This is a genomic window from Curtobacterium sp. AG1037, from assembly GCF_003349855.1.
Taxonomy (GTDB): domain Bacteria; phylum Actinomycetota; class Actinomycetes; order Actinomycetales; family Microbacteriaceae; genus Curtobacterium; species Curtobacterium citreum.
Window position 1 is genome coordinate 44,799 of record NZ_QQAO01000003.1, and the last position, 24,258, is coordinate 69,056.

Sequence of the window (24,258 nt, forward strand, 5' to 3'; positions counted from 1 at the left end):
GACGGGCGCCGCGTCAGCGCGTGCCGGCGTCCCCGTGCTGCTGCTGCGGAGCCGGCTGCTGCTCGGGGTGGTCGACGGGCAGCCGCCGCGTCGAGGTCCCAGGCGCCGAGTACATCAGGTAGTTCAGCCGGCTCGTCTCCCGGCGCAGCCGCGTGACGCCCTCGAGGATGAAGCCGAGTATCCAGGTCAGGAACGCGATCACCATGAGCGACGCGGCCAGGAACGCCGTCGGGAAGCGCGGCACCAGCCCGGTGCGTCCGAACTCGATGAAGAGGGGGACGGCCAGCACGACCGCGACGATCGCGAAGATCGCGCCCATGATCCCGTGGAACAGCACGGGACGCTCGAACCGGATGAGGTGCGCGATGAGCGACAGGATCTTGAAGCCGTCGCTGTAGGTGTTGAGCTTCGACTCGGTGCCCTCGGCCCGGTCCTTGAAGCCGACCGGCACCTCGGTGTGCGGCACGCGCAGGTTCATCACGTGCACCGTGAGCTCGGTCTCGGTCTCGAACTCGCGGGACAGCGCGGGGAAGGACTTCACGAAGCGCCGGGACATGACGCGGTACCCGCTGAGCATGTCCGACACGGGCGTACCGAAGAGCTTGCCCACGACCCGGTTGAACATCCGGTTGCCGGCCTCGTGCCCGGGCCGGTACGCGGTCGCATCGGGGTCGTCCTGCCGGACACCGAGGACGTGGTCGTAGGGCCCCTCGAGCAGGGTGCGGATCATCTCCGGCGCCGCTGCGGTGTCGTACGTGTCGTCGCCGTCGATCATCAGGTAGACGTCTGCGTCGATGTCGCCGAACGCACGGCGGATGACGTTGCCCTTGCCCTTGGTGTGCTCGTACCGGACCTCGGCCCCCGCGCGGCGCGCGACCTCGTCGGTGCCGTCCGTGCTGTTGTTGTCGTAGACGTAGACGTGGATGCCGGGCACGGCTGCCTTGAGGTCGGTGACGACCTTGTGGATGGCCGGTGCCTCGTTGTGGCAGGGCACGATGGCGGCGATGACGAGGTCGTCGTGAGTCACGAGGTAGGGTCCTTCAGTGGTCTTGGATCCGTCGAGCGGCGGGGACGTGAGCACGAATCCCCTGCGAAAGGCTAACAGGTGCGCGGACTCGGCCGAGGCCGTCCACGACCGGGAAGAGGACACGTGACGAACGCCACCGGCTGGTTCCTGGGACACCTCCGACGAGGCGGGTCGTTCCTCGTCGTCGGGGGTGTCGGGTTCCTCGTCGACGCCGCCGTGTACAACGCGCTGGTGTTCTGGGGCGGGTCCGGTCCCCTCTTCGCGGTCCCCCTGCTCGGCAAGGTGATCGCGATCGCGGTGGCGAGCGTCGTCACCTACTTCGGCAGCCGACTGTGGACGTTCCGCGACCGCGCTGGCTCGCAGACGCTGCGGAGCTTCCTGGTGTTCGCCGCCATCAACGTCGTCGCGATCCTGCTGCAGCTGGGCTGCCTGGCCTTCTCGCGCTACGTCCTGCACCTCGACTCCCCGCTGGCCGACAACGTCTCCGGCACGCTGGTCGGGCAGGCGGTCGCGACGGTCTTCCGCTACTTCGCGTACGGGAAGTTCGTCTTCAAGGACGACCGCGAGGGTGGCGCGGAGGCGATCGCGGAGATCAGCTGACCCACCCCCTGACGGACCACCCGACGGACGGGAGGCACGGTGCGGACCCGTGCCGTGCCTCCCGTCCGTCACGTGGGGACGCGGTCAGCGCCGCTCCACCTGGTAGATCCACAGCGACTCCGCCCCCTGCGTGACCTTCCGCACCTGGGTGAGGCACTGGTCGGTCACCTGCTGGTCGGCGAGCACGTACTGCACGTTCCGCTGCGCGAAGCTGCTGCAGCCGTCGAACCCGACCTGGATCTGGTCGCGGACCGGCAGGAAGAGCTTCGGGTCCCCGTCGCCGTCGAGCCAGTTGACGTTCGCGAGACGGTTCCAGATTTGCTCCTGGGAGCCGCTCGGGTCGATCTCCCGCCACATCTCCTCCGGCGGGTAGGTCTGCACGCCGTTGTAGGAGTGCGCGCCGGTCTCGAGCAGCATCGCGGTCGGGACGTACCCGCCGATCCCCACCCACCGTGCGTCGGGGTGCTCGTCGACGATGTCGGACACTGCGCGACCGGCCGTCGTCTGCGTGGCGAGGTCGAAGACCCCGCGGTAGAGCGGGTTCACACCGCCGCCGACGACGACCGCAGCGGCGAGCACCAGGACGGCACCGGCGGCCAGCCACCGTCGGGCCAGGGCGACGACCGCGACCGCGAGGAGCACCGCGACGTACCTCCAGGCGTGCGAGGCGCCGAGCACCGGCGAGGACTGCGCGTGCAGACTGCTGTAGACGACCGCGACCGAGCCGAGGACCAGGACCGCGCCGTACCCGGCGACCACCCACGGCACCCGGGTCGGCGCCGGGACCTCGTCGGCAGACGCCTCTCCCACGGGGCTGCGCCGACCGACCCCGGCGTCGAGGCGGGCGGCCAGGAGCGCGACCGCGACCACCCCGAGCAGGTCGAACGCCAGCCGCAGCCGTGCGTCGGTGCTCCGGTCGAGCAGCAGCAGGTGCGCGAGGGCGTCCCAGTGCGGCACGAGCAGGAACGCGAAGAGCACGACGAGCACCGCACCGGTCGCGAGCACGGGCCAGTCCGTCCTGCGGGAGCGCCGCAGCTGCACCACGAAGACCCAGACCAGCGCCGGCACAAGGAACAGGGCGATCATCAGCGGCGCCGCCGCCTCGGACTGGTTGACGGAGAGCCCCTGGACGACCCCAAACTGGGATGCCCGCTGGAACGGCGCGCTGAACAGCGAGACGACGGCCCCGAAGTCGGACGCCCCGGTGGCCTCGAGCCGCTGGCCGGGGTAGACGGTGCCGAGGACCGCCCGGATGGTGTCGATCCGGGTGAGCGCCCACACCCCGATCACCGCGCCCGCGCCGACGGCGGCGACCGCGAGGGGCACCAGTCGGAGCAGCGTGCGTCGCCACGGGACCCCGGGGGTGCGCAGGCGCTCGACCAGGAACCCGATCGCGATCGCGACGAGCACGACGGCGGCCGGCACCATGTACGGCACGTAGATGCTCATCACCATCGTCACGGTGAGGTAGCCGGTCGCCGCCGCTGCGACGATGCCGGGCCAGCGCCGCGACGACCGGAACGCCCACAGCACGGCGGTGAGCCCGGTGAAGGCCCAGGCGACCGGCCAGATCGTGGTCGGCAGGAACCACCACTGGATCATCGGCGACAGGCAGAGCGCGATCGCGAGCGCGCCGGCCGTGACCGGGCGACGAGGCATCACGGTGACCGCGAAGACGTAGGCGGCGACGAGTGCGGCGAGGACGGGCAGCCACCAGCGGACGGCCATGCCCTGGTCGAGCGGCAGGAAGAGGAAGCCGACCACGTGCGGGCGGAAGACGCTCGACCAGTCCCAGGTCGGCAGGTCGTTCTGGATCGTCGCGTCCATGCCGCCGGGGAAGGACTGGTTGACGACGGGGAAGCCTTCGCGGACCTGCGAGATGATCCAGCTCGACTGGACGAGCCACTCGTCGCTCCGGATGCCCTGCGGTCGCCCGGCGAGCAGGTCCGGATCCGCCCCGGTGCCGAACGACTGCCAGTAGACGCCGCTCGAGTTCCCGGAGATCCCGAGTGCGACGAGCACCACCACGACGAGCAGCGCGACCACCGGGAAGCCGACCAGCACGAGCAGGTTCGGCAGCCCGGACGGCCGGGGGGCGACGACCCGCTGCCACGCGGCGCCGGCGCGGATCCACGCTGCCGTGGCTCGGGATTCGGGTCGCGGTCGGACGGCGGTGGGACTGGTCACGCGGCGGTTCTCTCGGATCGGGTGGGACGGCCGGTCCGGCCGCCGGGGTCACCGGACGGTGACGGCCTGGCGGACCGGTCGGGCCGCCGGCGTCACCGGACGGTGACGGCCTGGCAGCCGAGGAGGACGTTCGTCCCGGCCCCGACATTTATCCCATAGGAGCAGACCGTGTGCGAACCGGCTCGCGCTGCGAACGACTGGTTGATGCCGTGCAGCGCGCCGGCCGCAGGATAGGCACGACCGACGTCCGGCCGCGACTGGTTCGCCGGGCCGGAGGCGACGCCGACGCCGTCGAGGTAGGTGTCGACCCGGATCGCGGTCTGCTGCTGGTCGGGGTCGATCGTCCACCCGTTCACCTGCACGCGACCCGCGGTGGGCGACGACGCGTCCATCCCGCCGAAGGGCGACGGGTTCGCCGCGATCGTGAACGACTGGCAGCCGAGCTCGGTGTCCGTGCCGCCGCCGACGTTCACCGCGGTGACGCAGATCCGGTGCGAACCGGCGGTCAGGTCGTACTTCGTGGCGATGCCGTGGTTCGGGCCGAAGGCCGGGTAGGCACGGCCGACGTCGGCGCGCGGGGCGTTCGCGGTCGCGGTGCCCACCTGGACGCCGTCGATCGACATCCGCAGCTGCACGACGTTCTTCGTGTCCGGGTCGATCGTCCAGCCGTTCACCGTCGCGGTCGAGCCGTTCGTCGTGACGTCCATCCCGCCGAAGGGCGAGGTGTCAGCGACGGTGATCGTGCGGCAGCCGAGGGTCGTGCTGCCGCCGGGCGCCACGGCGTCGAGTCCGTAGACGCAGATCTCGTGGGAGCCGCCGGGGACCGCGACGGTGGTGGCGATGCCGTGCGCGGAGCCGTACCCGGGGTAGGTGCGGCCGACGTCGGGGCGCGAGCCGTTCGCGGGCGAGCGACCGCGGTTGCGCCCGTCGACGTAGACATCGACCGAGATCGACGACGCCGTGTCCGGGTCGATCGTCCACCCCCCGACGGACACGACACCGGGTGCGCTCGACGACACGTCCATCCCACCGAACGGCGAGCCGGTCGAGACCGCGACCGTCTGGCAGGCCCCGATCTGCGCGTTCGAGCCGGCGCCGATGTTCACGCCGACGGCGCAGATGGTGTGCGTGCCGCCGCCGACCGTCAGGGTGTTCAGGATGCCGTGGTCGCCGCCCGCTCCCGGGTACACCGCACCCACGTCCGGCCGCGAGGCGTTCGCCGGCAGGGTCCCGAGCAGCTTGCCGTCCGAGTACCACTGCACCTGCACGGGCTGGGTCTTCGCGTTCGGGTCGAGTGCCCATCCGTTCACCTGCACGTAGCCGGGCCCGATCTGCTTCGCATCGATGCCGCCGAACGGGTTGTCCGCCGTCGAGACGCCGAACCAGTCGTTGTAGAGACGCCAGAAGTTCCGGTTGCCGTACGCCGAGCAGCCGTCGCCGGTGCCGTAGAGGTTGTTCAGCGCCGCCTGGTTCGGCGTGTACGGCGTGTAGTAGTACAGCGCGGCGGTCGCCTTGTTCTGGATGTAGACGCTCTTCGTGCCGCACGCCGCGTTGGGGTTGTACTGCACGTTGCGGTTGCCGCCCGGCGCGAACCACGTGAAGTAGTTGCTCGTGCCCGCCGGGTTGCCGTACCGCTTCCACTGCCACGAGGCCCAGAAGACCTGGTTGCCCACGCCCGCGTAGGCCGGGTCGCAGCCGCCGTTGGCGCTGTCCGGGCAGGCGTAGCCCATCGCGCGCTCGAGCACGGCGGCGGAGGGGTTCCGCGCCGTCGCGCCGTTGACGAGCGCCTGCTCCTTCTGCAGCGTGACGATGATCACCTTCGGGTTGATCCCGCACGCGGCCCCGACCCGCGTGATGATCTGCGCCGCCGACAGCGAGGAACCGCCGGTCAGCGCGCCGCACATGGCGTCCGCACCGTGACTGTTCAGCGAGTACCGCCCGACGTTGAGGCACGAGCTCGACCGGCAGGTGCCGATCTGTGCGTCCAGGAACGTCTGGACTTGCGCCTCGTTCATCCCGCCGCCGTTGTAGAACTCGGCGTCCGGGATGATGTTGCCCGGGTCGAACTGCGACCCGCTGAGCGCGGACGCACGGTCCGCGTCCGGCGCCCCCACGCCGGACAGCTGGACGCCGACGAGCACACTCGCGACCGCGAGCACGCTCGCGAACGCGGCGATGACCTTCTTCACGACGGGGGCCTCCCTGTGGCGGCGACTCGGTGTCTGCCGCACGGCCGTCCCGACCGCGCGTGGCCGGGCCCTGATCCGGCGAGTCACGTCTGTCACATCAGGCTACAGGGATCACAGCGATCACACAGCCCCCGACGTGCACCCCGTCCGGGAGGCACGGGGCGCGTCCGCCCCGACGGCCGCGGGCGACGCGTGGTCACCTGTGCCGTCGCTCAGCCTGTCGCGTCGAGCAGGCGTTCGACGCGGCGACGCGCCGTGTCGTCGATCCGGTCCCCACGGCGGAGCCGGCGGGCGCGGCGGAGGGCGGCACGGGCCTCCCGGATGAGCCGCCACCACGCCGCGGGGCGCAGCTGGGCGGTGGACGGGCGCAGCAGGTCGCGCACCAGGCGCAGCACCGTCCGCACGACGACGCGCGCGAGGAAGCCGCCGGATCCGTTGCGCGCCACGACGAGCAGCCGGTTCCGCATGCTCTGCGTGCGCACGAGCGGGCCGTCGCTGCCGGAGCTCGCGGCGTGCCGGTGGACGACCACGGCCTCGGGGGCGTGTCGCACGTCGAAGCCCGCAAGCCGCATCCGCCACGCGACGTCGAGGTCCTCGTAGTACATGAAGAGGGACTCGTCGAAGCCGCCGATCGCCTCGAGGGCCGCGCGGCGCAGGAACGCCGCGCCGCCCGAGAACCCGAAGAGCGGAGCGTGCTCCGGGGCGTCGTCGACCGGCCGCAACCAGTCGCGGTCACGGCCGTTGCCGGACCGGTCGAGCACGACCCCGGTGCCGTTGACGAGGGTCTCCCCCGTCTCCGCCCGGCGCCAGCGACGCCCGTCCCCCGCGACCAGGTCGTCCTGCGACGTCGGCGCACCGTCCACCACCGGGCGGAACCGACCCTCGAGCACGACGGTCGCGGACACCGCGCCGACCGTCGGACCACCGGCGGCGAGGGCGACCAGCCCGCGGTCGAGGAACCCGTTGTCGGCCACCGCGTCGTTGTTGACGAGGACGACGATGTCGCCCGTCGACGCGGCGATCCCCCGCGACACGCCACCGGCGAACCCGGCGTTCGTCGGCTCCGGCACGACCACCACGCCCGGGTGGTCGGCTCGGTAGGCGGCCACCGTTGCGTCGTCGGCCTCGTTGACCACGAGCACGACCTCGACCGAGGCATCGACGCGCTGCGAGAGCACGGACCGGAGTGCGCGTCGGGTGAGTTCGGGCTGGTGCCAGTCGACGATGACCACGGAGACGTCCATGCCCCCAGTGTCCCAGGTCGCCGAGCGTCCCAGGTCGCGCAGCGTCCCGGGTCGCGGAGGGCACCCGGAGCACGTCCGGTACAGTGGTCCCGCTCTCCGGGGCACCACCGCCAGCCGACGTATGGAGTCCGTCCGTGTCCACCTTCGCGCCTCGCGTGTCCGTCGTCGTCATCAACTTCCGGGGGACCGACGACACCCTCGAGTGCATCGCACGCCTGACCGAGGTCGACTGGCCCGCCGACCGCCTCGAGATCGTCGTGGTCGAGAACGGGTCGGGCGACGACAGCGAGCAGCGCCTGCGTGCCGAGCTCGGCGACCGGAAGAACGTCAAGATCGTCGTCTCCGCCGAGAACCTCGGCTTCACCGGCGGCAGCAACCTCGGTGCGCGCGAGGCGTCCGGCGAGGTCGTCGCGTTCCTCAACAACGACGCGAAGCCCGACGTCAACTGGATCAAGGAGGGCATCGCCGGCTTCGCCCCGAGCCCCCGGGTCGCCGCCGTGGCGAGCAAGGTCCTCGACTGGGACGGCAAGGCGATCGACTTCGTCGAGTCCGGTCTGAGCTGGTTCGGCATGGGCTACAAGGCGCACGTCACCGAGATCGACGACGGTCGCTTCGACACCCCGCAGGACCTGCTCTTCGGCACCGGCTCCGCGCTGTTCGTCCGCCGCGAGGTCTTCCTCGAGGTCGGTGGCTTCGACGAGGGCCTGTTCATGTTCTACGACGACGTGGACCTGGGGTGGCGCCTCAACCTGCTCGGGTACCGCGTGCGGTTCGCCCCGCGGTCGGTCGTGTTCCACAAGCACCACGGCTCGATGAAGTCGTTCGGCGACCACCGCGAGATGTACCTGCTCGAGCGGAACGCCCTGCACCTGCTCTACAAGAACCTGTCGGACGAGAACCTCGGCACCTTCCTGCCTGCCGCGCTCGCGCTGCTGGCCCGCCGCGCCGTCGCGAAGAGCGGGCGCGACTCGGAGGAGTTCGACATCCGTCGCTTCACCGGCGCCCCGGACGAGTTCGACCCGACGACGCCGATGTCGAAGGAGGCCGTCGCAGGGCTCTACGCCCTCGACCAGTTCGTCGCCGACCTCCCCCGCCTGGGCGAGGAGCGTCGTCGGATCCAGTCGCAGCGCGTGCGCTCCGACAAGGAGGTCTTCCGCCTGTTCGGCGACGCCTTCAAGCCACTGTTCGAGGACGGGTACTTCCTCGAGGGCTACCAGGCGATCATCGAGGCGTTCGACGTCGAGCAGCCCATGCACCGCACGAAGGTCCTCATCATCACGGGCGACGCGCTCGGCGAGAAGATGGCCGGCCCGGGCATGCGCGCGTGGAAGATCGCCGAGGCGCTCGCACCGCACAACGACGTCCGCTTGGTGACCTGGAACGTGGCGAACCGCAAGTCCGACGCCTTCGAGGTGTCCCGCGTGCCGCTCCAGCACGAGCGCACGATGCGGGAGCACGAGGAGTGGGCGGACGTCATCTTCTTCCAGGGCTACGCGCTGCACCACTTCCAGACCCTGCAGAACTCGAACAAGATCATGGTCGTCGACCTCTACGACCCGATGCACCTCGAGCAGCTCGAGCAGGCCCGCGACAACGGCGACGTGGGCTGGCGCAACCAGGTCACCTCGACCACCGAGGTGATCAACCGCCAGCTGGAGCGCGGCGACTTCTTCCTGTGTGCCTCGGAGCGCCAGCGGCTGTTCTGGCTCGGGCAGCTGGCCGGGGTCGGCCGCGTGAACCCGGACAACTACCTCGCGGACGACAACCTCGAGAAGCTCATCGCGATCGCACCGTTCGGGATGGACTCGACGCCGCCGAAGCACGAGCGCAAGGCCATCCGCGGCGTCACGCCGGGGATCGGCGAGGACGACAAGGTCGTCATCTGGGGCGGCGGCATCTACAACTGGTTCGACACCCCCTCGCTCGTCCGCGCGGTCGCGAAGGTCGCCGAGACACACGACGACATCCGTCTGTTCTTCCTCGGCGTCGCGCACCCGAACCCCGACGTGCCGGAGATGGCGATCGTCGCCGAGACCCGCCGCATCAGCGACCACCTGGGGCTGACGAACAAGCACGTCTTCTTCAACGAGCAGTGGGTGGCGCTGGACGACCGGCAGAACTACCTGCTCGAGGCCGACGCCGGCGTCAGCACGCACTTCGCACACATCGAGACGACGTTCTCGTTCCGCACCCGGATCCTCGACTACATGTGGGCGAACCTGCCGATCGTCACGACCGACGGCGACAGCTTCGGCGACCTCGTCGCGGCCGAGGGCCTGGGCGTCGCCGTGAAGGAGCGCGACGTCGACGGACTCGCCGCGGCGCTCGAGTCGATGCTGTACGACCCCGAAGCCGCAGCGGCGGCCCGCGCCGCCGTGAGCCGGGTCCGCGAGGACTTCACGTGGGAGCGTGCCCTCGCTCCCCTCGTCGAGTTCTGCAAGGACCCGCACGTCGCCGCGGACCGCGCGCACGAGGCCGCCGTCCCGGCCGGCTCCGTCGCGGCAGCGGGCCGCCCGCGCGTGCAGCTCAGCCCCGCACGGGCCCGTGAACTGCAGTTCCACCAGATCGCGAACAGCCGCCACGGTCTCGTCCGCGACGCCCGGCTCGCGGCCTGGTACCTGCGGGAGAACGGTGTCTCCGGGCTGCGCGACAAGGTGCAGAACCGCACCCGCCTGATGCGCGAGAGCAAGAACGGGCGCTGACGCCCGGCGGCCGCCCCTGGTCGCCGATGTACAGTTGTCCGTCGCCCGATCGAACGTGAGGAACCCCCTTTGAGCAACATCGTCACCGAGCGGTTCGAGCGCCTCCGGCAGGAGCAGATGGTCCCGGCCGGTCGCCCGGCCACCGCCGTCATCGGGTCGCTGCGCGAGATTTTCGCGCACCGGCAGCTCCTCGATCTGCTGATCCGTCGCGACCTCAAGTCGCGGTACAAGGACAGCGCGCTCGGCTTCGCGTGGACGCTGATCCGTCCGCTCGTGCAGCTGGCGATCTACTTCTTCGTCCTCGGTGAGATCCTCGGCGCGTCCCGGAACATCCCGGAGTTCGCGATCTACGTGTTCTCAGGCCTGACGCTCTACGGCCTGTTCAGCGAGATCGTCGCCACGGGGACGGCGTCGATCGTGGGCAACGCTGGCTTGATCAAGAAGATCTACCTGCCGCGTGAGATCTACCCCCTCGCGAGTGTCGGTGCCGCGCTGTTCAACTTCGGCGTGCAGCTCGTCGTCCTGATCGCCGCCGCGATCCTGCAGAGCGGCTTCGCCTGGGTCCGCCTCGACCTGCTCTACTTCCTGCCGTCGGTCGCGGTCATCCTGATCTGGGCGACCGCCCTCGCCCTGCTGCTCGCGGCGCTGAACGTCTACCTGCGTGACATGCAGTACCTCGTCGAGGTCCTCGTGCTCCTGCTCATGTGGGCGTCGCCGATCGTCTACAGCTGGCAGATGGTGGCCACCCGCGCGCCGGAGTGGCTGCTCTCGATCTACACGTCCAACCCGATCACCCTGGCCGTCCTCGGCATCCACCGCGCGTTCTGGACCGCCGGTGCCGACTCCGAGTACCCGTCGCACCTGCTCGTCCGGATGGCGGTCGCCGCCGTCGTCGGCCTGGTCGCGCTCCTCGTGTGCCAGCGCGTGTTCGCCAAGCTGCAGGGCAACTTCGCCCAGGAGATCTGATCCGATGAGCATCGACAACGAGATCGACCAGGAGACCCGCTCCCCCTTCGCCGACGCCCCCGACGTGGTGACCGTGCGGAACGTGTCGAAGCGGTTCACGATCCGCAAGGACAACTCGCTCAAGGAGCGCGTCGTCACGCTGGGCCGCGCCGGTCGTCGCCACAGCGAGGACTTCTGGGCGCTCAAGGACATCAGCCTCGACATCCCCGCCGGCACCACGATCGGGCTGCTCGGTCCGAACGGCTCCGGCAAGTCGACGCTGCTCAAGACGATCGGTGGCATCCTCGAACCCACGACCGGGTCCGTCGAACGTCGCGGGCGGCTCGCCGCTCTGATCGAGCTCGGCGCCGGGTTCCACCCCGACCTGACCGGTCGCGAGAACGTGTACCTCAACGCCGCGATCCTCGGCCAGACGCAGGAGGAGACCGAGGCCCGGTTCGAGGACATCCTGCAGTTCTCCGGCATCGGCGACTTCATCGACACCCAGGTGAAGTTCTACTCGTCGGGCATGTACGTCCGACTCGCCTTCGCGGTCGCGATCAACACCGATCCCGACGTGCTGCTCGTGGACGAGGTGCTGGCCGTCGGTGACGAGCAGTTCCAGAAGAAGTGCCTCGACAAGATCCGCGAGTTCCAGGAGCAGGGCCGCACCATCATCCTGGTGTCGCACTCCCTCGGCCAGGTCCAGGAGCTGTGCGACTCCGCGGTCGTGCTGCACCACGGCGAGGTCAAGTTCCAGGGCTCCGCCCGCCTCGCAGTCAAGAACTTCCGCGAGATCCTCGAGGGCCGGCGCATCGCCGAGGCCGAGGCGTCGCACCCGGAGGAGGACGCCAACCCGGCGAAGGTCGAGCACGTCGAGCTCGAGATCCCCGGCCGGGCCCCCGGCGAGGAGCACCACCACGGGGACGACCTCGTGGTGCGGGCCACGTTCTCGCACAGCGACGTTCTGCCCGAGTGGCGTGCCGGCATCAAGATCGAGAACCACCTCGGCCACCCGGCGTTCGGCGTCGACAGCCGTCAGCTGCAGACGACGCACGCCCCGCTCCGTGGCAGTGCGACCGTCGAGTGGCGCCTCGAGGACCTGCGCCTGGGCGGCGGCCAGTACTTCGTGCACGTCTTCCTCGCGAAGCCGAACGGCGAGCACATCGTGATCCAGCGCGAGGCGGCACGCTTCGTCGTCCAGGACGAGGACACGCAGTCCGGCATCGCCTGGACCAGGTCGACCGAACGCCAGATCGGGGCCTGAGGGTGCGACCGCTGCCGGTGCTGGTCGACGCGACGACGATCCCACCGAACCGCGGCGGTGTCGCGCGGTACATCTCCGGACTGCTCGCCGGCCTCGGCGAGGTCGAAGTGTCCGTCGACGTCGTGGCGAAGCCCGGTGACCTGGACTGGCTGCGGACCCTCGCTCCCGCGCACCGCTACCACGCGGCCCCCGCGTGGACGGCCCGTCGTCCGGCCCGGCTGCTCTGGGAGCAGCTCGGCCTGCCGGGGCTGCTCCGACGGGTCGGGGCGACCAGGCTGCACAGCCCGCACTACACGTTCCCGGTGAGCCGTGCCTCCCGGACCGTCGTCACGCTGCACGACGCGACGTTCTTCAGCGACCCCGCCGCGCACTCCCGACTGAAGGTCGCGTTCTTCCGCGCCTGGACGCGCCTCGCACGTGGTCGCGCAGCGGCCACGGTCGCGCCGAGCGCCGCGACCGTGGCCGAGCTCGACCGCCTCGCCGGACGCGCCGCACGGCCGACGGTCGTGGCGCACCTCGGCGTCGACCAGGCGGTCTTCCACGTGCCGGACGCCGACGAGGTCGCCGCGTTCCGTACGGCCCACCGCATCGCGCCGGACGAGGAGTGGATCGCGTTCCTCGGGACGGTCGAGCCGCGCAAGCGCGTGCCCGCGCTCATCGACGCGCACCGTGCGCTGCGGGCAGTCGACCCGACCGCGACGCCGACCTTGCTCGTCGCCGGGGGGCTCGGCTGGGACACGGCCGCCGCGCAGGAGCTCGAGGCCGCCGGGGACCGTCCCGGCGAACCGCTGCGCCACCTCGGGTACCTACCGATCGAGGAGCTCCGCGCGTTCCTCGGCGGTGCCCGGGTCGTCGTCTACCCGAGCACCGCCGAGGGCTTCGGGCTCCCCGTGCTCGAGGCGATGGCGTCCGGCGGCGACGTGCTGACCACCCGTCGGCTCGCGATCCCCGAGGTCGGCGGCGACGCCGTCACCTACACTGAGCCGGAGGCCGACGCGATCCGGGCGTCGCTCGCGACGCTGCTCGCATCGGATCCCGATGCCGCGGCAGCCCGCGCCGAGCGTCGTGACCGCGCGACGGCCCGCGCCGCGCGCTTCACCTGGGCGGCCTGCGCCCGCGCCCACCTCGGGGTGTACGCGTGACCGGGGGGACGGACGGCCCGCGCGACGACACCGCGGACGCCACGGCCACCGACGATGCCCGACGCGCGGCGATCGTCACCGTCTCCTACAACTCGCACGACGTCCTGCCCCCCTTCCTGGCGTCGACACCGGCCGCCAGTGCGTCGCCGGTCGAGGTCGTCGTCGCGGACAACGACTCCGCCGACGCCGACGCGCTGCGCAGCGTGACCGAGCGGTCCGGTGCCCGGTTTCTCGAGCTCGGCGAGAACCGCGGGTACGGTGCCGCCGTGAACCGCGCGGTCGCGACCCTCGACCCCGGCGTGCGGTGGGTGCTCGTGTCGAACCCGGACGTCGTCCTCGGGCCGCTGGCACTCGACCGGATGATCGACACGGCGTCCGCCGACCCGACCATCGGCGCGGTCGGCCCGAAGGTGCTCGAACCGACCGGCGAGGTCTACCCGTCGGCGCGACTTGTGCCGTCCCTGCGGACCGGCCTCGGGCACGCGCTGTTCGCGAACGTCTGGCCCGGCAACCCGTGGACCCGGCGCTACCGCCAGGAGGGCGTGCAGGACACGCGCCGTGACGCCGGGTGGCTGTCGGGAGCCTGCGTCCTCGTCCGACGCGACGTGTTCGACCGGCTCGGCGGCTTCGACGAGGGGTACTTCATGTACTTCGAGGACGTCGACCTCGGCTGGCGGCTCGGACGGCTCGGACTCCGGAACGTGTACGAACCGGCCGCCACCGCGACGCACGTCGGCGGCACCGCGACACAGGGGTCGTCGGAGCGGATGCGGCGCGCTCACCACGAGAGCGCGTACCGGTTCCTCGCGGGCAAGTACCGCGCCTGGTGGCTGTGGCCGCTGCGCGCCGCACTCCGGGTGGCCCTCGCCGTGCGCGCCCACCTCACGCACACGCGCTGACGCGGTACAGTCACGCTCGCCCCTCCCCTCCCCGATCCGGAAGAGCACCATGATCCTCGCCGTCACCCTGATGGTCCGCGACGAAGCGGACGTCATCCCTGCCTGGCTCGACCACCACGTCGCCCAGGGATTCGACGTGTTCGTCATCACCGACAACGGCTCCGTTGACGGCACCACGGAGCTCCTCACCGCGTTCGCCGAGCGGGACGACGTCGTGGTCGACCTGCGGCACGACCCGGTGCACCGCAAGCAGCAGGGCACCGTCGTGACCGGCATGGCCCGTGACGCCGCCGCGGTCCACCACGCCGACTGGGTCGTGAACGCCGACGCGGACGAGTTCGTCCTGCCCGTCGACCGGACGCTCACCGTCCGCCGGGTCTTCGAGCAGCTCGACCCCGTGGTCGGCGCCTTCACCGTCCCCGTGGTGAACCTGACCGGGGCGATGGCCGAGTCGGGTTCCGGTGTCGAGCGACTGCACTGGCGCGACGAGCGCTCGATCGAGGAGCTGCAGGCCGTCGGGCTGCTCGCGCCCCCGACGGCGAACGCGGTGCACGTCGGCGACCCGGAGGTCGTCGTCGTGCAGGGCAACCACCAGGTAAGCGTGGCCAGCGGCGCACCCGTGCCCGCGGGACTGGAGCTCGAGGTGCTGCACCTGCCGTGGCGGTCGTGGCGCCAGTACGCGCACCGGGTGGAGGTGTCGGGCCGTGCCTACGACGCGAACCCCGACCTGACGCCGAGCCCGCGCCACCACGGCATGCGGGACTACCGGCGGCTGCAGGAGGGCGTGCTCGAGTCGACGTTCTCGCTCCGCTTCGTCACCGACGCCGACGCCGCGGACGGGCCCTTCACACGCGACGACGGCGTCGCCGAGAGCCTCCGGCAGGCCGGCTCGGCCGCGCTGTCCGGTGTGACCGGGGACCCGCTCGTCCCCGAGGACCGCTTCCGCCGACTCCGCGCGACCGGCCGCGCCCTCGTCGGTCGTGACCGGCGCATCGAGGAGCTCGAGGACGCCGTGCAGGCCGGTGAGACCACTGCGAACACGCTGCGCGCGACCGTGCAGTTCGAACGGGACCGAGCCGAGGCGGCGATCCGGACGTCCTCCGAACGCCAGGCGGTCATCGACGCCCGCGAGGCCGAGCTCGCCGCGATGCACGCCCGGCGGGTCGTGCGCATCGCCGACCGCGCAGGGGACGTCGCCCGCCGGCTGCGGCGGTCCTAGCCGCCGCCGGTCCCGGCCGTCACGGGGACGGCTGCGGGGTCGTCAGCCCCGAACGCCCCGCTGGCGCCGCACCGCATCGAGCAGGACCTCGGCCCTGGCCGTGAACGAGTGTTCCGCACCGATCCGCGCACCGCGCGCCGCGCGGTCGTCGTCGGACAGCTGCTCCCCCGCCGAGACGAGCGCCCGCAGGTCGTCCACCGACACGTAGGTCCGGACCGCACCGTGGAACAGCGCCTCGACGCCCGGCACCGGATCCGTCACCACGAGTGCTCCGGACGCCGCCGCGTCGAACAGCCGGTTCGACACGAAGCCGTCCCTGGCCATGTCGTCCCAGTGGTCGTTGAGCACCACGCGCGCACGGCGGTACAGCGCCGGCAGCGCATCGTTCGCCACGAACACGCCGCGGTGCACGCGGTCGGGCAGCAGCCCCTCCCAGCCCTCGCCCCACACGGCGAGGTCGACGCCCGCCGCGACGGCATCGCGGACCACCGGCCGGAACACCGCCCGGGTCTTCCCGACGAACAGCGTGTCGACGTCGCCGGGCGTACCCGCCGCAACAGCGCCCGGGTGGAACCGCTCCGGGTCGGTCGCCTGCAAGAGTGGTGCGATCGCGAAGCCCGTCTCCGCGCCCACCCGCTCGGCCCACACCGGCCCGGCGGCGAAGCGCAGGTCGTACCGGGCGAGCTCCGCAGGGGTGACGAGGTCGGGGTGGGAGATCACCCAGAGCACGTTGGTCGCCGAGGGGTGGACCGGGGTGTCGTCGAGACCACGGAGCGTCAACGCCACGTCGTCGAGGTGCTCGGATGCCGGACGCACGTGCGACTCCCGGTGGTCGACGACGACCTCCTGGCCGAGCGACCGCAGCGCCCGTGCGAGGTCGCGTGCGAAGAAGGTGTCGCCCCAGTCGTCGCCCCGGGGGCCGGGGTGCGCCGCGATGCGCACCGACCAGCGCAGGCGCTCGCCCCGGTCCCGGAGCGCGAGGCGCTCGGCGCCACGCTCCGCCCGCACCACGGGCTCCCGCAGGGCGACCGGCGCCCCCGCGACGTCCGCGGTGGGCGCACCCGGGACGAACCCGAGCCGCTCGAGGGCACGCGGAGCGGTGTCGTCGCGGACGTCGCGCCACGCTGCCAGCGCGGTCGCGGCGTCGGTGTCGTACCGTCGCTCCCGCAGTGCCGACCGCCGGTACGCCCGTCCGACCGGGACGGCCACGCAGTCCCCCGCGCCGGCGTCGGCCGTGTCCCGGGTCAACCGGGCGACCGCGGTCCGCGTGTCCACCGTCGGCACCGGCACCGCGAGGTCGGCCGTCCGGACGGCGAAGCACGGCTCGTCCGCGGCGAAGACGACGGCGCCGTCGAGCCGGTCAGCGTCCTCCGCGGGGTGACCGCGGAGGAGCGCGGCGACGGGAGCCGATCCCTGCGGCAGGACCGCGCCGGCGCTCGCCACCACGTCGTCCGGCGTGCGGACGACGGCCAAGGCGACCCGCGCCTCCCGTCCGTCCGCGGTCGGCGTGCCGAGCGCGGCGACCAGTCGGTGGTACGCGGTGTCCGGGAGCTCGATCGACGCGTCCTGCACGACCGTGACGGCGCTCCGGAGCAGCGGTCGCGCTGCGGCGACGGCGCCGCCCCACGTCGCGGCGACCGTCGCGCGCGCGACGACGACGTCCGGCCCCGCGGCGACCGGCGGGTACGTGCTGGTGGGCCCGGCGTGCACGTCGTGTGCGCTCACGACCACCGTGGCGGCGCCCGCCTCGCGCGCTGCGCGGACCACGTCGAGGTGACCACCGACGCGCAGGGTCGGCTCGGATACCGTGACGACGACGTCGAACGTGCCCTCCGCATCAGGGTCGAGCTGCGGTCGCGCCGACGGGAACGACGTGTCGACCGGGAGGCGCGGCTCAGCGACGTCGGCCAGGTCCGGCCCGTCAGCGGGTCCGGACCGACCGAGCAGCCGGCCGAGCCGGTTCCGCGGCATCAGTCCTGCAGGAGGTTCTGCAGGTAGACGCCGTAGCCGCCCTTGACGAGCGGCGCGGCGAGGTCGGCGAGCTGCGCGCCGTCGATCCAGCCGTTGCGCCAAGCGATCTCCTCGATGCAGCCGATCTTGAAGCCCTGCCGGTCCTCGATCACCTTGACGTACTCGGACGCCTGCATCATCGACTCGAACGTGCCGGTGTCGAGCCAGGCGGTGCCGCGGTCGAGGACCTGCACACCGAGCTTGCCGGCGTCGAGGTAGCGCTCGTTGACCGTCGAGATCTCGAGCTCCCCGCGGGCGCTCGGCTCGATGGTCTTCGCGATCTCGATGACCGAGTTGTCGTAGAAGTACAGGCCGGGGACGGCGTAGTTCGACTTCGGCTCGGTCGGCTTCTCCTCGATGGACACCGCCGTGAACGATTCGTCGAACTCGACGACGCCGTACGCCTTCGGGTCAGCGACGTGGTACGCGAAGATCGTCGCGCCGTCGACCTCGGTGTTCTTCCGCAGGTTCGTGCCGAGGCCCGTGCCGTGGAAGATGTTGTCGCCGAGGACGAGCGCGACGCTGTCGTCGCCGATGAAGTCCTCGCCGATCACGAACGCCTGCGCCAGGCCGTCCGGCGACGGCTGCACCGCGTACTGGATGTCCATGCCGAGCGACGAGCCGTCGCCGAGCAGCGACTTGAACTGCTCGTTGTACTCCGGGGTCGTGATGACGAGGACCTCGCGGATGCCGGCCATCATGAGCGTCGACAGCGGGTAGTACACCATCGGCTTGTCGTAGATCGGCATGAGCTGCTTGCTGATGCCCTTGGTGATCGGCCAGAGGCGGGTGCCGGAACCCCCGGCGAGGATGATGCCCTTCACGGTGCGGGCCCCCTTACTTCTTCGTCCGGAGGGACTCGGTGTAGGCCACCGCTTCCTCGTAGGTCGGCAGCAGACCCTGCTCGGCGGCCTGTTCGAGCGTCGGTGCCGTGGTGTCCTTCTCCGACAGCACCGGGTTGCCGATGCCCTCGGGCAACTCCAGCCCCACGGTCGGGTCGAGGATCGTGATCCCCTTCTCACGCTGCGGGTCGTAGTGGGCGCTGACGAGGTAGTTGACCGTGCTGTGGTCCTCGAGCGCGACGATGGCGTGGCCGAGCCCCTCGGACAGGTACACCGCCTTGCGGTCGACGTCGTCGATTCGGACAGAGTCCCACTGACCGAAGGTCGGCGAGCCGACGCGAATGTCGACGATGTAGTCGATGAACGCCCCGCGGACGGCGGTCACGTACTTGGCCTGGCTCGGCGCGACGAGGGCGTAGTGGATGCCTCGGGCGACACCGGCCGACGAGATCGACATGTTCACCTGGCGCAGGTCGAGCGGGTGCCCGACCGTCTCCTCGAGCACGTCGGCCCGGTACGCCTCGAGGAACGCCCCTCGTGCGTCGCCGTGCTGGACGGGCGTGAACTCCCACGCGCCGGGGATCTTCAGTTCGCGGATCTGCACCGGGCAACCCTAGCAAAGGGGCGGATGGGGCGCAGGGCCGCCGAGAGCCCACCAGCCCGGGTCGATCGAGCCCGTACGGTAACGTCGTGCCTCGTCCCGCCCGCACCCGAACCGAGGCACCCGTGACCGCAGCACCCTCGTTCGAGCCGACCGCTCGGCGGTCGTTCCGCTCGGTCGTCCGCATGCTCTGGACCTACCCCGTCGTCGCGTCCGTCCTGCTCGCCGCGGCAGTCGGCGCCTTCGTGGCGTCCGTGCCCGCCGGCTTCGGCCTCGACGAGGCGCACCACATCGACCGCGCCTGGCAGGTCTCCCGCGGGGTGCTCGAACCGGAGACCCTGACACCGAACCTGCAGTACGGCGGCAAGGTCCCGACCGCCCTGGTCGACTACGTGGAGGAGCTCGGCGGAGCATCGAACGCCGGTCGGGAATCCGGACGGCCGCTGTGGGAGCGCGACGACCTCGCACTCGCGCCGGACGCCGCGGAACTCGGGCGCGCGAGGCTCTCAGCAGCGTCCCCGACGACGACGCTCGACTTCACGAACGCCGGCGCAGCGAGCTTCGTCGCCTACGCCGCGCCGGCACTCGGCATGCGGCTCGCGACGGCGGCGGACCTCGACGTGCACGGCGTGCTCACCGCCGCGAAGATCGCGAACGGTGCGCTCTTCGTCGCGATGGTGGCGTGTGCCTTCGTCGTTGCGCGGCGGTCCCCGTACCGGTGGCTGCTCCTCGTCGTCGCGCTCCTGCCGGAGACGGTCTTCCAGGCCTCGATCGTGACGGCGGACACGTTCACGAACGCCTCCGCGCTGCTGTTCGTCGCCGGCGTGCTCGCGCTCCGTGGTGCGCAGCGTCCTGCGTGGCTGACGGTCGCAGCGACCGTCGCTGCCGGGCTCGGCATGGTCGCGGCGAAACCGACCTCACTGCTGCTCGCCGGGTTGCTGCTCACCGTCCCGCTCGCGGCCACCGGCGGCCGGCGGGCGGTCGGGTGGGCCGTCCGGCTCGGCGGTCCGGCACTCATCGCGCTCGGCGCGGCGTTCTTCACCGCCCGGACGTCCGGAATAGCCGACGGCATCCGCGGGCAGGTCGTGGGCTGGCCGAGCATCGACCGCCACCTCCAGCTCGACGGCCTGCTCGAGCACCCGCTCCGGGTGGTCGGTGTCCTGGCACGCACCGTCGTCACCTTCGGGTCGTCGTGGGTCGAGGGCGCGATCGGCCTGCTCGGGTCGAACTCCGTCTTCCTGCCGGAACCCTTCGTGACCGCGGTCCTCGTGCTGCTCGTGCTCGCGGCACTGCGCGGTCCCCGAGCCCGTGGCGCAGGGGTCGTCTTCGTGCTGTCGGCACTGGCCGGCGTCGCCGCAGTGATCGTGGCCCTGTACCTGACGTTCAACCCGGTTAGTGCGCCGATCGCCTCCGGTGTGCAGGGTCGCTACTGGATCCCGCTGCTGGTCCCGCTCCTCGCGGGTGTCGGCATGCTCCTGCCCGTCCGCGTCCGGATGTCGGACCGTGTGGCAGCCGTGACGTTCACCGCGGTGCCCGCCCTGGTGCTCGTCGTCGCACTCGTCGTCTGGAGGCTGACGCTCTCGTGACCCACGCCGTCCCCCGACCCCGCTCCTGGTCCGGTGCAGCCCGACGCGTCGGCAGCGTGCTCCGAGCCGCGCACACGCTGTACGCCCTGATCGCCGTGCTCGCGGTCGGGTACTTCGTCCTCGCCGTGCCCGCGGGCTTCGGTCTCGACGAGCAGTCCCACGTGAACCGCGCGTACGTGCTGTCGCAGGGCCACCTCACGCCGGAGCTCCGCGCGGACGGACGCACGTACGGCGGAGAGATCCCCGTGGCCCTGCAGGAGTACGACATGCTCGGTTGGGAGCGGGGCAACGGCGTCCCGCACGGCGCCCCGTACTTCGAACGTCGGGACGTCCGGGACACGGAGACCTTCGAACGCCTCGGGTCCCGCGTCGTCCGGCCCGGGGACCCCACCGAGTCGGTCGACTTCACCAACGCCGGGGCCTCGAGCCCCGTCCCGTACCTGCCGAGCGCCATCGGCATGAAGATCGCGCTCGTCGCGAACCAGGACGTCGCCACCGTCCTGACGCTCGGACGCGCCGTCAACGCGCTCGTCGCCATCGGCCTGACGACGCTCGCGATCTGGGTCCTGCGCCGCTCCGCCACGCGGTGGCTGTTCATGACCGTCGGGTTGCTCCCGAGCGTGCTGTTCCTCGACTCGTACACGACCGCCGACTCGTACACGACGGCGATCGTCATGCTGTTCGTCGCGGCGGTCGTCCGACTCTGCGGCGAGGACCGGAGCAGTGTCCCCTTCCTCGTCGGCACGGCGGCTGCCGGCCTCGGAGTCGTGGCGGCGAAGCCCACGTACGTCCTGCTGCTCGCGATCGTGCTCCTGGTCCCGCTGTCCCGGTGGCTCCGGCGCCGTCACGGTCCGCCGCCGGAGCACGACACGCCTCGCCGGACGCTGTGGGAGTTCGGGATCGCCGCCGGCTACGTGCTGATGAGCCTGGTCCCGACGGCCGTGCTGCTCAAGGTCACCGGACCGATCGCGGACGCGATCCGCCAGCAGCGGCCGGACTGGCAGCAGATCGACCCACAGGCGCAGCTCCGGGGGCTCCTGGTCGACCCGGTCGGCGCCCTCGGACTCATCGTCCGGACCACCGCGGTGTCCGGTCGCGACTGGACGTACAGCCTCGTCGGCAGCTTCGGCTACAACACGATCGACCTCGTCCAGCCGTTCCTGACCGTCGCGATCGTCGGCGTCGTCCTCGCGGCAGTGGTCGTCGAGCGGGTCCCACGGATCGTGGCCCTCGCGATGGTGCTGGTCGGAGCGGGCACGGCCCTCGCCGTGGTGGTCGCGCTCTACCTGACGTTCACGCCGGTCGGGGCGGTCGTGGTCGACGGTGTACAGGGCCGGTACTTCGCGCCGCTGGTGGCACTGACGGGCCTCGGGCTCGGGAGCCTGCTGCCGCTGCGCGCGACGATCAGCGACCGGGGCGCAGCGGTCCTCTTCCCGGTGGTGTCGGGACTCCCGGTCCTCGTCGCCGTGCTCCAGTGGCAGGCTACGGTGTACTGACCCTCAGAGCCCGAGCGCCGCGAGCCAGGCCGGCTCCGCGCCGACGAGCCGCTCGGCCCGCACGTACGCCTGCGCCCGGGCGACGCGGGGCGCGGGCTCGCGGAACGCCTCGAGCAGCGCTGCGCGCCACGCCGACGGGTCGTCGGTCGTGAGCAACCCACCGTGCGCGTCGACACCGGCGTAGGACGGGCGGTCGGAGCCGACGAACGGCAGCCCGAGCATCGAGTACTCCAGGAACTTCAGGTCGCTCTTCGCGTCGTTGAAGCGGTCGCCGGTCAGCGGCGCGACGCCGGCCGACCACCGCTCGGCCCGTGACCGCAGGAACGCGACGAAGTCCGGATAGTGGGCGGCGGTGCCGACGTCGAGCCGGTCGTACCACTCCTGATCGGCTCCGTCGGCGGTGACGCCGACGACCTCGAGCCGGACCGGCCGACCGTCGGCGTCGGTGAAGCCGTCGAACACGGGTCGGAGCAGCGCCAGGTCGTCGCCGTGGGTCGCCGACCCCATGTAGAGTACCCGCCGCGGGCCGGCCGGGTCGGGCCGGACCGCTGTGTCGCCCCACATGCCGGGCTGCACGGCGTTCGGGACGACGACGGCGTCGACGCCCTGCGCGGCGAGCACCGCTCGCAGCGGCTCGGTGGAGGTGACCACCGCGTCCGCTTCCCGGACGAGCCGGTCGACCGAGGCGAGTCGCTGCGGGTCGTACTCGGCGCGCGCGAGCCGGGTACGGGCCTCCTCGCTGAAGAAGTCGTCGTCGACTCCGCGAAGACGCGCGTCCCCTCGGCCGCGGCGCGCGCGAGGGCGGCGTCGAGCCGGTCGGCCGGGAACGCGTCGCGCTGCACCAGGAGCACGTCGAGGTGCGCGGTGTCGGTGCCGTCCGCCCACCGGACCGGCTCCACCTGCGCGACGCGTGCCGCCCCGGACACCGCGAGCGCCGACATCCGACCGGTCACGCGGACGTGGGCCGACGCGGGGTGCACCCCACCGGCACCGTGCACCACGAAGCCGACGAGCGGGGTCGGTGCCGCGGCAGGTGCGCCGCCCGGCGCCGGTGCGCCGCCCGGGGCGGGTGCGTCCGCCTCGGCGGGGTCGGAGCCGGCCGGCCCGGCGATGCGCGCTCCGGGCGCGCGGCGGAGCAGTCGGGCGGCGACGGAGCGGAGGCCAGGCACGCCCCCATCCTGACACCGCCGGCACCGGGCCCGTCCCGCCCGGAACGTAGGATGAACTGCCCGCCGACGTGTGCCGTCGACGTCACCGCCCCGCAGCGGCGACCGCTCCCCGCGCTGCGCCCGTACCCCCGACCCGACCCGGACCGTCCCGCGTGAAACTGTTCGTCCAGATCCCCTGCCTGAACGAGGAGCAGACGCTTCCCGCCGTGCTCGAGTCCATCCCGACGTCGATCGACGGCATCGACGAGATCGAGGTGCTCGTCATCGACGACGGGTCGACGGACCGCACGGTCGAGGTCGCGCGGGCGCACGGCGTCCGACACGTCGTCCGGCACACCGCGAACATGGGTCTGGCGCGGTCGTTCCGCGACGGGGTGGGCTACGCGCTGCTGCACGGCGCGGACATCGTCGTCAACACCGACGGCGACAACCAGTACCCGCAGGCGCAGATCGCGGAACTCGTGCTCCCGATCGTCGAAGGACGCGCCGAGATCGTCATCGGGGACCGCCAGACACGGACAATCGAGCACTTCTCCGGGTTCAAGAAGGCGATGCAGCGCCTCGGGTCGTGGGTGGTCGGGCGGGCGGCCGGCCTCGACCTATCGGACGCCGCGAGCGGGTTCCGGGCCTACTCGAAGTACTCGCTGATCCGGCTCAACATCGTCACGCGCTTCAGCTACTGTATGGAGACGATCGTGCAGGCCGGCTACAAGCGGCTCGCGATCGAGAGCGTCCCGATCACCACGAACCCGAAGACGCGCGAGTCACGACTGTTCTACAACATCTGGCAGCACATGTTCCAGTCGGGGTCGGCGATCGCCCGCGTGTACCTCATGTACCGGCCGATGGCGCTGTTCGCCTGGGTCAGCTCGGTCTTCGGCGTCGCCGGTCTCGTGCCCTTCGTACGGTACCTGCTGCTCATGCTCGCGGACTCCGGCGGGAACCACCTGCAGTCCCTCATCCTCGGCGTGGTGCTCGTGATCAGCGCCCTGCTCTCGATCACCATCGGCGTGGTCGCCGACCTGACCCGGCTGAACCGGACGCTGGCGGAGGAACAGCTCGACCTGCAGAAGCTGGCGCGGTACGGGGACTGACGGGCACGGGACGCCGCTAGACTGCCTGCCGACCGTCGT

The 24,258-nt window shown here is 71.6% G+C and carries 18 protein-coding genes; 10 read left to right on the plus strand and 8 right to left on the minus strand.

The genetic code is table 11. The features are described 5' to 3' along the window. Positions 1 to 13: 13 nt before the first annotated feature. Positions 14 to 1,027 (minus strand): glycosyltransferase, encoded by a 1,014-nt coding sequence (locus DEU32_RS04905; protein ID WP_114849594.1) that lies wholly within the window; start codon positions 1,025 to 1,027, stop codon positions 14 to 16. Between the two features lie 123 nt (positions 1,028 to 1,150). Between DEU32_RS04905 and DEU32_RS04910 the strand changes: the two genes are divergently transcribed. Continuing rightward, complete coding sequence (locus DEU32_RS04910; protein WP_254631505.1) at positions 1,151 to 1,627, plus strand: GtrA family protein; 477 nt, start codon at positions 1,151 to 1,153, stop codon at positions 1,625 to 1,627. Positions 1,628 to 1,711: 84 nt separating this feature from the next. Here DEU32_RS04910 and DEU32_RS04915 read toward each other — a convergent pair whose 3' ends face one another. From DEU32_RS04915 to DEU32_RS04925, 3 genes are all read right to left on the minus strand, one after another. Next, a complete protein-coding gene (locus DEU32_RS04915) occupies positions 1,712 to 3,814 on the minus strand; it encodes a hypothetical protein (protein WP_114849596.1) in 2,103 nt (700 codons plus the stop codon). Between the two features lie 92 nt (positions 3,815 to 3,906). Beyond that, on the minus strand, positions 3,907 to 6,003 hold the full coding sequence (locus tag DEU32_RS04920; protein WP_114849597.1) for a hypothetical protein: 2,097 nt from the start codon (positions 6,001 to 6,003) through the stop codon (positions 3,907 to 3,909). 212 nt (positions 6,004 to 6,215) lie between these two features. Further along, entirely contained in the window at positions 6,216 to 7,247 is a 1,032-nt protein-coding gene (locus DEU32_RS04925; protein ID WP_114849598.1) for a glycosyltransferase family 2 protein, read from the minus strand. Positions 7,248 to 7,381: 134 nt separating this feature from the next. Between DEU32_RS04925 and DEU32_RS04930 the strand changes: the two genes are divergently transcribed. The 6 genes from DEU32_RS04930 (at position 7,382) to DEU32_RS04955 (ending at position 15,421) form a co-directional block, all read left to right on the plus strand. Beyond that, entirely contained in the window at positions 7,382 to 9,949 is a 2,568-nt protein-coding gene (locus DEU32_RS04930; protein ID WP_114849599.1) for a glycosyltransferase, read from the plus strand. Positions 9,950 to 10,018: 69 nt separating this feature from the next. Next, the gene (locus tag DEU32_RS04935) at positions 10,019 to 10,915 is read left to right on the plus strand and encodes an ABC transporter permease (protein ID WP_254631504.1); all 897 of its coding nucleotides are present in this window, start codon (positions 10,019 to 10,021) and stop codon (positions 10,913 to 10,915) included. Positions 10,916 to 10,919: 4 nt separating this feature from the next. Further along, positions 10,920 to 12,161: an ABC transporter ATP-binding protein gene (locus tag DEU32_RS04940; protein ID WP_114849600.1), complete on the plus strand. Its 1,242-nt coding sequence runs from the start codon at positions 10,920 to 10,922 to the stop codon at positions 12,159 to 12,161. Positions 12,162 to 12,163: 2 nt separating this feature from the next. Beyond that, complete coding sequence (locus tag DEU32_RS04945) at positions 12,164 to 13,303, plus strand: glycosyltransferase family 1 protein (RefSeq protein ID WP_217488534.1); 1,140 nt, start codon at positions 12,164 to 12,166, stop codon at positions 13,301 to 13,303. Then, complete coding sequence (locus tag DEU32_RS04950) at positions 13,300 to 14,202, plus strand: glycosyltransferase family 2 protein (protein WP_180225003.1); 903 nt, start codon at positions 13,300 to 13,302, stop codon at positions 14,200 to 14,202. Before DEU32_RS04945 ends, DEU32_RS04950 begins: the two co-directional genes overlap by 4 nt. A 49-nt stretch (positions 14,203 to 14,251) precedes the next feature. After that, on the plus strand, positions 14,252 to 15,421 hold the full coding sequence (locus tag DEU32_RS04955) for a glycosyltransferase family 2 protein (RefSeq protein ID WP_181819195.1): 1,170 nt from the start codon (positions 14,252 to 14,254) through the stop codon (positions 15,419 to 15,421). Positions 15,422 to 15,463: 42 nt separating this feature from the next. Here DEU32_RS04955 and DEU32_RS04960 read toward each other — a convergent pair whose 3' ends face one another. Genes DEU32_RS04960 through DEU32_RS04970 form a run of 3 tightly spaced genes read right to left on the minus strand, consistent with a single transcriptional unit; the run spans position 15,464 to position 18,877 of the window. Then, positions 15,464 to 17,392, minus strand: coding sequence for a glycosyltransferase (locus DEU32_RS04960; protein ID WP_114849601.1), 1,929 nt, complete (start codon positions 17,390 to 17,392; stop codon positions 15,464 to 15,466). Beyond that, on the minus strand, positions 17,392 to 18,255 hold the full coding sequence (gene rfbA, locus DEU32_RS04965; RefSeq protein ID WP_114849602.1) for a glucose-1-phosphate thymidylyltransferase RfbA: 864 nt from the start codon (positions 18,253 to 18,255) through the stop codon (positions 17,392 to 17,394). The genes DEU32_RS04960 and rfbA overlap by 1 nt, the downstream gene beginning before the upstream one ends. A gap of 13 nt (positions 18,256 to 18,268) precedes the next feature. Further along, a complete protein-coding gene (locus DEU32_RS04970; RefSeq protein ID WP_114849603.1) occupies positions 18,269 to 18,877 on the minus strand; it encodes a dTDP-4-dehydrorhamnose 3,5-epimerase family protein in 609 nt (202 codons plus the stop codon). A 122-nt stretch (positions 18,878 to 18,999) separates the two neighbouring features. Between DEU32_RS04970 and DEU32_RS04975 the strand changes: the two genes are divergently transcribed. After that, complete coding sequence (locus tag DEU32_RS04975; protein ID WP_114849604.1) at positions 19,000 to 20,460, plus strand: DUF2142 domain-containing protein; 1,461 nt, start codon at positions 19,000 to 19,002, stop codon at positions 20,458 to 20,460. Next, positions 20,457 to 21,956 carry a DUF2142 domain-containing protein gene (locus tag DEU32_RS04980; protein ID WP_180224999.1) on the plus strand — a complete coding sequence of 500 codons (1,500 nt, stop codon included), beginning with the start codon at positions 20,457 to 20,459 and terminating at the stop codon, positions 21,954 to 21,956. Before DEU32_RS04975 ends, DEU32_RS04980 begins: the two co-directional genes overlap by 4 nt. 3 nt (positions 21,957 to 21,959) lie before the next feature. On the opposite strand, the gene DEU32_RS04985 is transcribed toward DEU32_RS04980, so the two are convergent. Next, positions 21,960 to 22,607 (minus strand): glycosyltransferase, encoded by a 648-nt coding sequence (locus DEU32_RS04985; protein ID WP_114849606.1) that lies wholly within the window; start codon positions 22,605 to 22,607, stop codon positions 21,960 to 21,962. Positions 22,608 to 23,277: 670 nt separating this feature from the next. On the opposite strand from DEU32_RS04985, the gene DEU32_RS04990 reads away from it, so the two are divergent. Beyond that, a complete protein-coding gene (locus DEU32_RS04990) occupies positions 23,278 to 24,219 on the plus strand; it encodes a glycosyltransferase family 2 protein (protein WP_114849607.1) in 942 nt (313 codons plus the stop codon). The last annotated feature ends 39 nt before the right edge of the window (positions 24,220 to 24,258 follow it).